A 13,634-nucleotide genomic window follows, 5' to 3' on the forward strand; every position below is an offset into this window, starting at 1 on the left:
CGCCGCCAGGTGCGCACGACGGAAGACGACCGGGCCCCGCCGGCCTGCCTACGCTGCCCGCATGGCAACGGGCAGCGCCGTGGTGATCGGCGCGAGCATGGGCGGGCTGCTGACCGCCTGCGCACTCACCGAGGCGTACGAGCGGGTCACCCTCGTGGACCGTGACCTGCTGCCCGAGCAGGCGGAGAGCCGCCGGGGCGTACCGCAGGGGCGGCAGTTGCACGTCCTGCTGACCCGGGGCCGGCAGGCGTTCGAGGAGCTGCTGCCCGGGATCTCGGCGGAGCTGAGCGCGCGGGGCGTGCCCACGGTCGACCTGCACGAGCAGGTCCACTGGTACAACAACGGCCACCGGATGCGGCGCGCGCCGTCCCCGCTGTTCGCCCTCGGGGTCAGCCGGCCGCTGCTGGAGCAGGTCGTCCGGGAGCGGGTGGCCGCCCTGCCCGGGGTTCGGATCGTGGCGGGCTGCGAGGTGGAGGGGCTGACCACCACCCTCGACCGGGGACGGGTCACCGGCGTACGGCTGCGCCTCCGCGACGGGGACCCGACCACCGTCGCCGCCGACCTCGTCGTCGACGCCGGCGGCCGGGGCACCCGCAGCCCGGTGTGGCTGGCCGAGCTGGGCTACCGGCCGGCGCCGGAGGAGCGGGTCAAGGTCGGCGTCACCTACCTCACCCGCACCTACCGGCGGGAGCCGCACCACCTGGAGGGGCTGCTCGGCGCGCTGACCAACGCCGTGCCCGGCCAGCCCCGGGGCGGCATCGTCGCCGTGCAGGAGCAGGGCCGGTTCGCGGTGGCGCTCAGCGGCATGCTCGGCGAGGAGCCGCCGGCCGACGACGAGGGGATGACCGCCTTCGCCGAGACCCTTGCCGCCCCGCAGATCGCCGACCTGCTGCGTACGGCGCGGCCGGAGAGCCCACCGGCGACGATGAAGTTCCCGGCCAGCGTGCGGCGGCGCTACGAGCGGCTGCGCCGCTTCCCGGCGGGCTACCTGGTGGTGGCCGACGCCGTGTGCAGCTTCAACCCGGTCTACGGGCAGGGCATGACGGTGGCCGCGCTGGAGGCCCTGCTGCTGCGCCGACTGCTGCGACGGCCGTCCGACCGGCTCGCCCGGCGGTTCTTCCGGGGCGCGGCCCGGCTGATCGACGGGCCGTGGTCCATCGCCGTCGGCACCGACCTGCGCTTCCCCGAGGTGCCCGGCCGCCGCTCGCCGCGGGTACGCCTGGTCAACGCGTACGTGGGCCGGCTGCACGAGGCGGCGACCCGGGACCCGGCGCTGGGCGCGGCGTTCCTGCGGGTGGTGAACCTCGTCGACCCGCCGACGCGGCTGCTCTCCCCGCCGGTGCTGTTGCGGGTGCTGCGCCGGTCGGCCTACCTGCCCTCGGCCTCGTCCATCGCCCGGTAGATCCGCTGCTCCGACACCGGGTACGGGGTGCCCAGCGCCTGGGCGAAGACGTTCACCCGCAGCTCCTCGACCATCCAGCGGATCTGCCGGACGGCCGTCGACTGCCGGCGCCCCGGCGGCAGCGCGGCGAGCATCTCCTGGTACTCCTTCTGCACCACCGCCACCCGGTCCTGCTGCTGCTTGTCGCGCTGCGGGTTGCCCGGCAGCCGGTCCAGCCGCCGCTCGATCGCGGTGAGGTAGCGCAGCAGGTCGGGCAGGCGCGCGTAGCCGGTCTCGGTGACGAAGCCCTTGTGCACCATCCCGTTCAGCTGCGCCCGGATGTCGGCCAGCGCGGCCACCACCGCCAGGTTCCGCGTGGCGCCGAGGCGCTGCTCGACCGCGTACGCGGCGGCGAGCACCCGGCGCACCCGGTCCATGATCTCGACCACGGTGTCCACCAGGTCGGCCCGGACCTTGTCCCGCAGGGCGGCGAAGCCCTCGGCGTCCCAGGCCGGGCCGCCCGCGTCGCCGATCAGCTTGTCGATGGCCGCCCCGGCCGCGTCGGAGATCAGCTCCTGCACGCCGCCGTGCGGGTTGCGGCTCAGCGCCAGCTTCGCCTCGTTGGACAGCCGCCCCTGGAGGAACTTCGCCGGCGACGGCACGGTGAGCCGCAGCAGCCGCCGCGTGCCCGCCCAGTGCGCCGCCTCCTGCTCGGCGGGCGAGTCGAAGACCTTCACCCCGACGGTGTCGCCCTCGTCGACCAGGGCCGGGTACGCGGTCACCGCGTACCCGGAGCGGACCTGCTCGATGGTGCGCGGCAGCGTGTCGATGCTCCACTCGCGCAGCCCGGTGCGGGCGACGTCGGGTGCGGCGGCGGCCACGACCTGGCGTACCTCCGCCTTGAGCTGGCGTTGCAGGGCCGGCAGGTCCTTGCCCTCGGCGACCGGCTTGTTCTCCTCGTCGAGCACCCGGAAGCGGACCCGCAGGTGCGGCGGCAGCTTCTCCGGCTCCCACGCGTCCCGAGGCACGGTGACGCCGGTCATCCGGCGCAACTGCCGGGTCAGCGCGTCCAGCAGCGGCTCCTCGCCGGCGGGCATCGCGGCCAGCGCCGCGCGCGCGAAGTCCGGCACCGGGACGAAGTTGCGGCGCACCGCCTTGGGCAGCGAGCGGATCAGCGCGATCACCAACTCCTCGCGCAGCCCGGGCACCTGCCAGTCGAAGCTCTCCGCCGGCACCTGGTTGAGCAGGGGCAGCGGGATGTCGACTGTCACGCCGTCGGTCGGGGTGCCCGGCTCGAACCGGTAGGTCAGCGGCAGCGTCACCCCGTCGGCGGACCACTCGTCGGGGTAGTCGGTCTCGTCCACGCCGGTGCGGCCGGCGTTGACCAGCAGCTCCCGGGTGAAGGTGAGCAGGTCGGGCTGCTCCCGGCGGGTCTTCTTCCACCAGGCGTCGAAGTGCCGCCCGGAGACCACGTCGGCCGGGACACGCGCGTCGTAGAAGTCGAAGACGGTCTGGTCGTCGACGAGGATGTCGCGGCGCCGGGCGCGGTGCTCCAGCTCCTCGATCTCCGCCAGCAGCCGCTGGTTGTCGGCCCAGAAGTGGTGGTGGGTCTGCCAGTCGCCCTCGACGAGGGCGTGCCGGATGAACAGCTCCCGGGACAGCGCCGGGTCGATCCGGCCGAAGTTGACCTTGCGTGAGGTGACCAGCGGGATGCCGTAGAGGGTCACCTTCTCGTAGGCCATCACGGCCGCCTGCTTCTTCTCCCAGTGCGGCTCGCTGTAGCTGCGCTTGACCAGGTGCTGGGCCAGCGGTTCGACCCACTCGGGCTCGACCCGGCCGGCGACCCGGCCCCAGAGGCGGGAGGTCTCCACCAGCTCGGCCGCCATCACCCAGCGCGGCGGTTTCTTGAACAGCGCCGAGCCGGGGAAGAGCGCGAACTTCGCGCCCCGGGCGCCCAGGTACTCGTGCTTCTGCGCGTCCTTGAGCCCGACGTGCGACAGCAGGCCAGGCAGCAGCGACTGGTGCACCTTCGGGGTGTCGATCTCCTCCGGCAGGTCCGCGCCGCCCCGGCGCCCGCCGCCGCCGTCGGCCGGTCGCCCACCAGCCTGTTCGGTGGTACGCCTCAACTGGCTGACGATGTCCTGCCACTCGCGTACCCGCAGGTAGTTGAGGTATTCGGCCTTGCACATCCGTCGGAACGCGCTGGACGACAGTTCGCGCTGCTGCTCGCGCAGGTGCCGCCACAGGTTCAGCAGCGACACGAAGTCCGACTCGCGGTCGGTGAACCGGGCGTGCGCCTGGTCGGCCTGGGCCTGCTTGTCGGCGGGCCGCTCGCGGGGGTCCTGGATGGACAGCGCGGCGGCGATCACCATCACCTCGGTGGCGCAGCCGTTGCGCTCGCCCTCGACGACCATCCGGGCCAGCCGCGGGTCGACGGGGAGCTGCGCCAGCCGCCGGCCCAGCGGGGTGAGCCGCTTCGCCGGGTCGGCCTCGGCCGGGTCCAGCGCGCCGAGCTCGTGCAGCAGGTTGACGCCGTCGGCGACGTTGCGCCGGTCCGGCGGGTCGATGAACGGGAACGCGGCGACGTCGCCGAGCCCGATGGAGGTCATCTGGAGGATGACCGAGGCGAGGTTGGTGCGCAGGATCTCCGGGTCGGTGAACTCCGGGCGGGACAGGAAGTCCTGCTCGTCGTAGAGGCGGATGCAGATGCCGTCCGAGGTGCGCCCGCAGCGCCCCTTGCGCTGGTTGGCCGACGCCTGCGAGACCGGCTCGATCGGCAGCCGCTGCACCTTGAGCCGGCTGCTGTAGCGGGAGATGCGGGCCGTACCCGGGTCCACCACGTACTTGATGCCGGGCACGGTGAGCGAGGTCTCCGCCACGTTGGTCGCGAGCACCACCCGGCGCCCGGCGTGCGGGGCGAAGACCCGGTGCTGCTCGGCGGTGGAGAGCCGGGCGTACAGCGGCAGGATCTCGGTGCCGCGCAGCGCCGGCTTCTTCTCCACCAGCTTGCCCAGCGCGTCCGCGGTGTCGCGGATCTCCCGCTCGCCGCTCAGGAAGACCAGGACGTCGCCGGGGCCCTCGGCGGCCAGCTCCTCGACGGCGTCGCCGATGGCCTGGACCTGGTCGCGGACGTTCTCCTCGTCCTCCCCGTCGTCCTCGCCCTCGGCCACCTCGACCAGCGGCCGGTACCGCACCTCGACCGGGTACGTGCGCCCGGAGACCTCGACCACCGGCGCCGGTACGCCGTCGGGCTCGTCGGCGGTGGGCGGACCCGCGAAGTGCCGGGCGAACCGCTCGGTCTCGATGGTCGCCGAGGTGATGATCACCTTGAGGTCGGGGCGGCGGGGGAGGAGCTGCCGGAGATAGCCGAGGATGAAGTCGATGTTGAGGCTGCGCTCGTGCGCCTCGTCGATGATCAGCGTGTCGTACTGGCGCAGCATCCGGTCGGTCTGCAACTCGGCGAGCAGGATGCCGTCGGTCATCAGCTTGACCAGGCTGCGGTCGCTCACCTGGTCGCTGAAGCGCACCTTGTAGCCGACCACGTCGCCCAGCTCGGTGCCGAGCTCCTCGGCGATCCGGTCCGCCACCGTACGCGCGGCCAGCCGGCGCGGCTGGGTGTGCCCGATCAGCCCGGTGATCCCGCGCCCCAGCTCCAGGCAGATCTTCGGCAGCTGGGTGGTCTTGCCGGAGCCGGTCTCGCCGGCCACGATCACCACCTGGTGGTCGCGGATCGCGGCGGCGATGTCGTCCTTGCGCTCGCTGACCGGCAGCTGGGCCGGATAGGTGACCACCGGTACGGCGGCGCGCCGGCCCGCCAGCAGCGCCTCGGCCCGCGCCACGTCGGCGGCGATCTCGTCGAGCGCCGACTCCCGGCGCTGCGGGTCGCGCAGCCGGCGTATCCCGTCCAGGCGCCGTTGCAGGCGGCGCTGGTCGCGGAACATCAGGGGACGGAGGCGGCGGTGCAGCTCGCGGACGGGGTCGGTCGCGGCGGGTGCGGCTGGATTCTGCATGTCGTCGCCAAGGATAGGCAGCCGACGGCCGGACCGCCCCCGGGTTACCGCCGCCCCGCCCCGGGCCGCCCGCGCGCACGCCCGCCGGCGGCGCCCGTCAGGGCAAGCGCGGCGGTGCCGCCTCGGACTAGAGTGGGGCGTCGACCGACCTTGGCCACGGGGGACTGGATGACGATGCGCGACACCGACCGGGCCCTGGTGCAGGCCGCCACGGCGGTCGCCAAGCTGCGCTGCCGCAGCGACAACCACACGGTTGCCGCCGCCGCGCGGACCACCGACGGCCGGGTCTTCACCGGGGTCAACGTCTACCACTTCACCGGTGGCCCCTGCGCCGAGGTGGTCGCGGTCGGCGCCGCCGCCACCCAGGGCGTCACCGAGTTGGAGACGATCGTCGCCGTGGGTGACCGGGGGCGCGGGGTGATCCCGCCCTGCGGGCGCTGCCGGCAGGTGCTGCGCGACTACTTCCCCACCGTCCGGGTCATCGTCGGGCCGATGGACGCGCTGCGTGTGGTGCACGTCGCCGAACTGCTGCCGGAGACGTACGTCTGGGCCGACCAGCAGCTCGACGGGCCCGCCGGCCCGCTCCCCGCGCCGCGACCGGCCGACTGACGTCCCGGGCCGTCAGTCGCCGGCGGCGGCCGCCAGGATCGACCGGGGCATCGGCACGCTCTCGAACCGCACGATGCCCTCCGGCACCATCCAGCTCATCACCTGCACGCCCAGCCGCCCCGCCCGCACGGCCGGGTCGTTGTGGTAGAGCTCTCGGGCCTCCTGCGGGGAGATGGAGAGCACGACGAACCCGCGCAGCCGCTCGTCGTCGGCGTCGACGAAGGGCCCCGCGGCCAGGACGAGCCCCTGTTCCACCAGCCCCGCGTGGTGGGCCAGGTGGGCGTCCTGCAACCGGTCGGCCGCGTCCAGCGGTAGCTGCGGCGCGTCCGTCGGCCGGCTCAGGAGCACCACGGTGTGCTGGTCGAATCGCATGCTGACAACCCTAGGGCGGCCGGGGCCGCCGCCCGACCGGATCCGGCGCCGTCCGCCCTGCTCAGCGCCGCCCGGATCGACGACGGCGAGTTAGGCCCGGCCAGGGCGTTCCGCTACGGTAAGGCGACCCTAAGCCCGAACGTGCAGGAGCCTCGTGACCACCCTCGCCACCCGCCCGGCACCTGCCGGCACCCGGCCCCGGGCGCGTGGGGGTCGTCGGCTCGCGGTCACGGTCGCCGCCGCGCTGGTGCTGCTGCTGGCCGTGCTGGCGAGCTTCGCGCTCGGCAGCCGGGCGCTGGCCGTCGACGAGGTGTGGCGCGCGCTCATCGCACCGGACGGCGGCGAGGCCGCCACCATCGTGCGGGAACTGCGGATGCCGCGCACCGCGCTGGGCCTCGCCGTCGGGCTGGCGCTCGCCGTCGCCGGTGTCCTCTTCCAGGCCCTCACCCGCAACCCGCTGGCCGAACCGCGGATCCTCGGCATCAGCGCCGGCGCCTCGTTCGGTGTGGTGCTGGCCATCTCCGTCTTCGGTGTGAGCACGCTGGCCGGGTACGTCTGGTTCGGCATCGCCGGTGCGCTCGGGGCCGGCGTGCTGGTCTTCGCCGTCGCGGCCAAGGCCCGCGAGGGCGCCAGCCCGGTCACCCTCGCGCTGGTCGGCGCGGCCCTCGACGCCAGCCTCGCCTCCGTGGTGTACGCGCTGCTCAGCATGGACGCCCGCACCTTCGAGGAGTACCGCTTCTGGGTGGTCGGCGGGCTGACCGGCCGGGACCTCACGGTGGCCGCCCAGGTGGTGCCGTTCGTGCTCGCCGGGCTGGTCCTGGCCGCCCTCGTCGCCCGGGGCCTGGACGCGCTCGCCCTCGGCGACGACGTGGCCCGGGGCCTCGGGCACCGGATCGGGCTGGTCCGAATCGGCGGCGGCGTCGCCGCGGTGCTGCTCACCGGGGCGGCCGTCGCCGCCGCCGGGCCGATCGCGTTCGTGGGGCTCGCGGTGCCGCACCTGGCCCGCGCCCTGGTCGGCGCCGACCACCGCTGGACCCTCGCGGTCTCGGCGCTGCTCGGGCCCGCGCTGCTGCTCGGCGCCGACGTCGTCGGGCGGCTCGTCGCGCCGCCCGGGGAGGTGCCCGCGGGCATCGTCACCGCGCTGATCGGTGCCCCGCTGCTGGCCTTCCTGGTCCGCCGCGCGAAGGTCGTGACGGCGTGAGCGCCCCCGCCGCCCCCGCCGCCGGGCGACCGGCGGGCCGTCCCCGGGTGGGCGTCACCGCGCTGCCGGGGCGGTCGCTCGTGCGGATCGGCCCGGTCAGCGTGCAGGTCCGCCGCCGCTCCGTGCTGGTCGCCGCCGCGCTGGTCGTGCTGCTGCTCGCCGCAGGGGTGCTCAGCCTCTCCCTGGGCACCCCGTACGTCGCCCCGGCCGACGTGCTGCGCGCCCTCTCCGGCGCCGGCACCCCGTACGACCTGGTGGTCCTCGACCTGCGACTGCCCCGGCTGGTGCTGGCCGCGGTCGCCGGCGCGGCCTTCGGGGTGGCCGGCACGCTGATCCAGAGCGTGGCCCGCAACCCGCTCGCCAGCCCCGACGTCGTCGGCATCACCCAGGGCGCCGGCCTCGCCGCGACGGTGGCCCTGACGACTGGCGCCGCGGCGGTGCTCGTGGCCCCGGCGGCGCTGCTCGGCGGGCTGGTCGCCGCCGCACTGCTGTTCCTCCTCGGCGCCCGGCACGGGCTGGCCGCCCAGCGGTTCGTGCTCGCCGGCGTGGCGGTCGCCTTCGCGCTGCGGGCCCTGACCGAGGTCGTCCTGCTCACCGCCGACCCGATCGACGGGCTGCGCGCGCAGATCTGGCTGATCGGCACGCTCGCCGGCAAGGGCTGGAACGAGAGCCTGTGGATCGCCCTCACCCTGGCCGCGCTCCTGCCGGTGCTGGCCTGGGCCGGCTGGGCGCTGAACAGCACCGCCCTGGACGACGACACCGCCCGGGGGATCGGCCTGCGCCCGGCGGCCCGCCGGGTCGGCCTCGCCGGCACCGGGGTGCTGGCCGCCGCGATGGTCACCGCACAGGTGGGCGCGGTGGACTTCGTGGCCCTCGTCGCCCCGCAGCTGGCCCGCCGGCTGGTCCGCACCGAGCGCCCGCCGCTGCTCTGCGCCGCGTTGCTCGGGGCCCTGCTGCTGGTGCTGGCCGATCTGGGCGGCCGGCGGCTGTTCGCCCCCACCCAGCTGCCCGCCGGGGTGCTGACCGCCGCCATCGGCGGCCCGTACCTGATCTTCCTGCTGCTCCGCGGTCGGCGGCGGCCCTCGTGATGTCCCACCCTGGCAAGGAGGCGTGATGCTCTCCACCCGCGACCTGGTCGCCGGCTACGACGAGCGGACCGTGCTGGACGGGCTCGACCTGGAGCTGCCCGGCGACGCGTTCACGGTGATCGTCGGGCCGAACGCCTGCGGCAAGTCCACCCTGCTGCGCACCATGGCCCGCCTGCTCACGCCCCGGCGCGGCGCCGTGCTGCTGGACGGCACCGCCATCCGGGACCTGCCGACCCGCGAGGTCGCCCGCCGCCTCGGCGTGCTGCCGCAGAGCCCGCTGGTGCCCGAGGGGGTGACCGTCGCGGACCTGGTCGGCCGGGGCCGGCAGCCGTACCAGCGGTGGTGGCGGCAGTGGTCGGAGTCCGACGGGGCCGCCGTCGACCGGGCCATGGCGCTCGCCGACGTGACGGCGCTGGCGGACCGGCCGGTCGACACCCTCTCCGGGGGCCAGCGGCAGCGTGTCTGGATCGCCATGACCCTCGCCCAGGACACCGAGGCGCTGCTGCTGGACGAGCCCACCACCTTCCTGGACCTCGCCCACCAGGTGGAGGTGCTGGACCTGCTGCACCGGCTGCGCGTCGAGCGGGGCCGCACGGTCGTCGCCGTACTGCACGACCTCAACCAGGCCGCCCGGTACGCCGACCACCTGATCGCCATGCGCTCCGGTGCGGTGGTGGCCGCCGGGCCGCCCCGGGAGATCCTCACCGCCGACCTGGTCCGCGACGTCTTCGGCCTCGACTGCGTGGTCGTGCCCTGCCCGGTGACCGGGGCGCCCCTGGTGGTGCCCGCGCTCACCAGTCCCTCCCTGACCCGCCTGCCCGCCGGGAACGCGGCGACGCCGCTGACCGGCTCGCACCCTTCGAAAGGAATCTGATGCGTCGTCTTGCCGCCGCCCTCACCGCGGCGCTGGCCCTCGGCGTCGGTCTCACCGCCTGCGGTGAGAGCGACCCGGTCGCCGACACCACCACCGGACAGACCCGGGAGATCGTCCACGCCATGGGCACCACCAAGGTGCCGGTGGAGCCCAAGCGGGTCGTCGTGCTCGACACAGACAAGATCGACACAGCCCTGACACTCGGCGTCACACCGGTCGGCGCCGCCACCGCCGGCGAGGCGCGGAGCTGGCCGACCTACTTCGGCGAGGAGAAGCTCGCCGGAATCAAGGAGGTCGGGGTGCTCACCGAGCCCGACCTGGAGGCCATCAACGCCCTCAAGCCGGACCTGATCCTGGGCAGCAAGTTCCGCCAGGAGAAGTTCTACGACGAGCTGGCCGCCATCGCGCCGACCGTCTTCACCGAGAAGGTCGGCATCACCTGGAAGGAGAACTTCCTCTTCGACGGCGCCGCGCTCGGCAAGGAGCAGCAGGCCAAGGACCTGCTGGCCGCGTACGAGACGCGGGCCAGGGAGTTCGGCGGCAAGCTCGGCGACGCCGCCGACCGCAAGGTCTCCATCGTCCGCTTCATGCCGACGGAGATCCGGGTGTACGGGCCGGACTCGTTCTCCGGCATCGTCATCGGCGACACCGGGCTGGGCCGCCCCGAGCGCCAGCAGCTCACCGGCAAGGAGGACCGGCGGATGGACCGGGTCAGCCCGGAGCGCATCGGCGAGGTCGACGGCGACGTCATCTTCGTCACCGCGTACGGCGAGAAGGCCGCCGCCGAGCAGGCCAAGGTCACCGGCGGGACGCTCTGGAAGGGGCTGTCGGCGGTCAAGGCCGGCAAGTCGCACGTCGTCTCCGACGAGATCTGGATGACGGGCATCGGCATCGGTGCCGCCAACAAGATCCTCGACGACCTGGCGAAGTACCTCACCGCCTGACCCGTGTCGCGCGCGGCAGCCGCTACGGCTGCCGCGCGTCACCCGTCACGGACTCGCCGGCGGCACGCCGCAGCGAGCGGTACCGGGAGAGGTCCTCGCGGGCCGGCCCGCCCTGCCGGAACCGCTCGGTCGGGTGCACCGCCGGCTGCTCCGGCACCCGGGGCGTCTCCCCGTCCTGCGTGACCAGGTCCTCGGTCTCCTGGACCAGGTAGTGCGGCCGACGCTTGGTCTCGTAGTAGATCCGGCCGATGTACTCGCCGATCACGCCCAGGATCGTCATCTGGATGCCGCCGAGACCGATCACACTGACGATGATGGTGGTGTAGCCGGGAACGTCGATTCCCTTGCTGACGGCGTCGGCGACCACCCAGGCCATGTAGACCACCGCGATCAGGGTGAGGAACAGGCCGCCGTAGATCGCTAGCCGCAGCGGCCGGTTGTTGAACGACAGCAGCCCGTCGAACGCGTAGTTGAACAGCTTGCCGAACGTCCACCTGCTCCGGCCCGCCTGCCGGGTCTCGTTGCGGTGCGCGACCACCACCGTCCGGAAGCCGATCCAGGAGAACAGCCCCTTGGAGAAGCGGTTGTACTCCGGCATCGCCAGCACCGCGTCCACCGCCAGCCGGGACAGCAGCCGGAAGTCACCCGCCCCGTCCAGCAGCCGCACGTCGATCCACCAGTTGACCACCCGGTAGAAGGACCGCGAGGCCAGCATCCGGACGAGGCGGTCACCACGCCGGTCCCGGCGCGCGATCACCTGGTCGAAACCCTGCCGGTACAACGCCACCATGTCGGGCAGCAGCCGGGGCGGGTGCTGGAGGTCGGCGTCCATGATGACCACCGCGTCGCCGGTGGCCCGCTCCAGCCCGGCCAGCATCGCCGCCTCCTTGCCGAAGTTGCGGCTCAGCGACGTGTAGCGCACGGCGGGATCGGCGGCGGCGAGCCGGCGCAGCGCCACGAGGGTGCCGTCGGAGCTGCCGTCGTCGACGTAGACGACCTCGATGTCGACGTCGGTGAGCTCCGCGACCGCGGCGGTCACCGCCGTGTGCAGGCGCTCCACCGAGGCCTCCTCGTTGAAGCAGGGCACCACCAGCGAAAGGCGCACCTGCGTCACCCCGCCCGGCCGGCGCCCGAGGACGCCCGCCCCGCGCCGCGCCTCGCGCCGCCCCGCTCAGAGGCGGTAGACCAGCACACCATCGATCTCCTCCCGGGTGATGCCGAGCCCGTCGATCGGCCGGTCCGCGATGCCCTCCCAGGGCGTCCCGGCGGTCCAGCCCGGCAGGGCCACCACGGACCGCACCCCGATGCCCCGCAGGTAGGCCACGCTGCCCGCATCGGGGAAGGTGGGCGTCGCGGCCCGGGTCTGCGCCTGGGTGACCGGCTCGAACCCGCCCAGCCCATTCGTGACCCGGGGGAACCCGTCCGTCGTCCACAACATGAAGATCAGGTCGACCGCGCCGCCGGCGGGCAGCACCAGCATCGGTTCCGCCGCCGTACGCATCGCGGCCGGCGGCGTCGGCACCACCGGATGCGGCGTCCGGTTGACCCCCTCCAGCCCGACCAGGGCCAGCGGGACCAACAGCAGCACCGGTGCCAGGAGCCTGGCCCAGCCCCGGGACGACCAGCGCCGCACCGCCGTGGCGAACACCGTCACCGTGCCCGCCGCCAGCACCGCCAGCAGCAGGCTCGTCCAGTGCATCATCCGGCCCGGCGTCCGCAGCGCGTCCCAGCCCGGCAGGTGCTTCGACAGCGTCAGGTAGCCCGGATCGCCGTCGCCGCCGAGGGTGACGCCCAGGCCCAGCAGCACCGTGCCGAGCACCCCGAGCGCCAACGCGACCCGGTGCCGGGCCGGGTACACCGAGACGAACAGCCCCGCCGCGGCCAACGCGAGCAGAACCATCCCGGGCAGCAGCGCCATCTCCGGCGGCCAGGACAGCTGTTCCCGCGCCGCCGCGTGCCGCTCGCCCCACCACCACGAGTCCGCCGGGGCGGTGACGAAGCCGATCAGCGGCGGCGAGAACATCTCCGTCCAGGCCAACGACCGTTCGGCCTGCGGGTTGAGGTCGACGACCTTCAGGTAGACCAGGCCCAGCAGGAGCGTCACCGCGCCGAAGACGGCGCCACCGGCCACGTCGGCGACCAGCAGCCGTCGGCCGAACGCGGGTCGTCGCCCGCGCCGCCACCAGGACCAGCCGTAGCCGCCGGCCCCGACCAGCACCGCGGCCAGCAGGAAGTAGACCAGCGGCAGTCCGATGCCGAAGCCCAGGCTGATCTGCCAGGCGGCGACGAGCCACCCCGCGAGGGCCCAGCCGGGTCGCCGCCGCTCCGGCCGGTAGCCGTGCCGCAGCGACCAGCCGTGGCCGCGCGCCAGCATCGCCAGGCACAACGCGATCCCGCCGCTGGACAGGATGTTCAGGTGGCCGGAGTGCGCCAGCCGCCAGGGCGCGTACGCCCACGCGATCCCGGCGACCGCCCCGCCCAACCGGCCCGCCCCGAGCTGCCGGGCCAGCGCGTACGCCCCGACGAAGGCCAACGCGTGCACCAGCACGTACATCACGTTGTAGCGGACCAGGGCGGCCTCGAAGCCCGAGCCGAGCATCCCGAACGGGGCGTAGCCGAGCAGGGTGTCGCTGTAGACGTACGTGTAGGTCTCGGGGAAGAACGTGTTCGAGTGCCAGAGGCCGGCCGGGTTGTTGAGCACGGCGTGCCCGGCCCAGGCCATCTGCCACGCCTGCAACGTGGGGTCGCCGATGTCGCCGGGGATGGTGCTCGCCGGATGCCGCATCGTCGGCCAGGTCAGCACCACCGCCAGCAGCAGCCCGCCGAGCACCGCCAGTGTCCATTCGTGGCGCAGCCAGCCCCACCGGTCCCGTCGGCCGGGGTCCCCGGGGTCGGGAACCTGGTCGTGGTCGGAGATTTCGGCGGACGGTCGGGCGTCCGTGGACCCGGTGGTCATGAAGATAGATGATTCACGATGGTGGCCGCCGTGTCGATCCGCCGCCCGGGATGTGGGCTTCCGGGCGGGTTGGCCGACCCGCCCGGGGCGCCGCCCGCACGTCCTCCGACCCGCCGGCCCGCGCGGCCCGGCGGCGGGTGTCGCGGATCCCGGCCGCGCGGCCCGGCCGGCGGTGTCGCGGCTCCCGGTCGGCGCCCGG

10 protein-coding genes are annotated in these 13,634 nt (G+C 74.2%); 6 read left to right on the forward strand and 4 right to left on the reverse strand.

Annotated elements, in window-relative coordinates; all coding sequences use genetic code 11:
- The first annotated feature begins 61 nt into the window (after positions 1–61).
- Entirely contained in the window at positions 62–1,402 is a 1,341-nt protein-coding gene (locus OG989_RS17225; RefSeq protein ID WP_327027579.1) for an FAD-dependent oxidoreductase, read from the forward strand.
- On the opposite strand, the gene hrpA is transcribed toward OG989_RS17225, so the two are convergent.
- Complete coding sequence (gene hrpA, locus OG989_RS17230) at positions 1,369–5,391, reverse strand: ATP-dependent RNA helicase HrpA (RefSeq protein WP_327027580.1); 4,023 nt, start codon at positions 5,389–5,391, stop codon at positions 1,369–1,371. The two genes, OG989_RS17225 and hrpA, sit on opposite strands and share 34 nt — an antisense overlap.
- A gap of 168 nt (positions 5,392–5,559) precedes the next feature.
- Here hrpA and OG989_RS17235 point away from each other — a divergent pair, with 168 nt between their 5' ends.
- Positions 5,560–6,000: a cytidine deaminase gene (locus OG989_RS17235; protein ID WP_132235868.1), complete on the forward strand. Its 441-nt coding sequence runs from the start codon at positions 5,560–5,562 to the stop codon at positions 5,998–6,000.
- A 12-nt stretch (positions 6,001–6,012) separates the two neighbouring features.
- Here OG989_RS17235 and OG989_RS17240 read toward each other — a convergent pair whose 3' ends face one another.
- A complete protein-coding gene (locus OG989_RS17240) occupies positions 6,013–6,372 on the reverse strand; it encodes a YciI family protein (RefSeq protein ID WP_132235870.1) in 360 nt (119 codons plus the stop codon).
- Between the two features lie 154 nt (positions 6,373–6,526).
- On the opposite strand from OG989_RS17240, the gene OG989_RS17245 reads away from it, so the two are divergent.
- Genes OG989_RS17245 through OG989_RS17260 form a run of 4 tightly spaced genes read left to right on the forward strand, consistent with a single transcriptional unit; the run spans position 6,527 to position 10,479 of the window.
- The gene (locus OG989_RS17245; protein ID WP_327027582.1) at positions 6,527–7,573 is read left to right on the forward strand and encodes a FecCD family ABC transporter permease; all 1,047 of its coding nucleotides are present in this window, start codon (positions 6,527–6,529) and stop codon (positions 7,571–7,573) included.
- Entirely contained in the window at positions 7,570–8,661 is a 1,092-nt protein-coding gene (locus OG989_RS17250; RefSeq protein WP_327027583.1) for a FecCD family ABC transporter permease, read from the forward strand. The genes OG989_RS17245 and OG989_RS17250 overlap by 4 nt, the downstream gene beginning before the upstream one ends.
- Before the next feature lie 25 nt (positions 8,662–8,686).
- The gene (locus OG989_RS17255) at positions 8,687–9,535 is read left to right on the forward strand and encodes an ABC transporter ATP-binding protein (protein ID WP_121395555.1); all 849 of its coding nucleotides are present in this window, start codon (positions 8,687–8,689) and stop codon (positions 9,533–9,535) included.
- On the forward strand, positions 9,535–10,479 hold the full coding sequence (locus OG989_RS17260) for an ABC transporter substrate-binding protein (RefSeq protein ID WP_327027586.1): 945 nt from the start codon (positions 9,535–9,537) through the stop codon (positions 10,477–10,479). Before OG989_RS17255 ends, OG989_RS17260 begins: the two co-directional genes overlap by 1 nt.
- A gap of 22 nt (positions 10,480–10,501) precedes the next feature.
- Here the strand turns inward: OG989_RS17260 and OG989_RS17265 are convergent, their stop codons facing one another.
- Together OG989_RS17265 and OG989_RS17270 are read right to left on the reverse strand one after the other, a co-directional pair.
- Positions 10,502–11,593 (reverse strand): glycosyltransferase family 2 protein, encoded by a 1,092-nt coding sequence (locus OG989_RS17265; protein ID WP_327027587.1) that lies wholly within the window; start codon positions 11,591–11,593, stop codon positions 10,502–10,504.
- Positions 11,594–11,650: 57 nt separating this feature from the next.
- Positions 11,651–13,435, reverse strand: coding sequence for a hypothetical protein (locus OG989_RS17270; protein WP_327027588.1), 1,785 nt, complete (start codon positions 13,433–13,435; stop codon positions 11,651–11,653).
- Positions 13,436–13,634 lie beyond the last annotated feature (199 nt).

The organism is Micromonospora sp. NBC_01740 (assembly GCF_035920365.1).
GTDB classification, from domain to species: domain Bacteria; phylum Actinomycetota; class Actinomycetes; order Mycobacteriales; family Micromonosporaceae; genus Micromonospora; species Micromonospora reichwaldensis.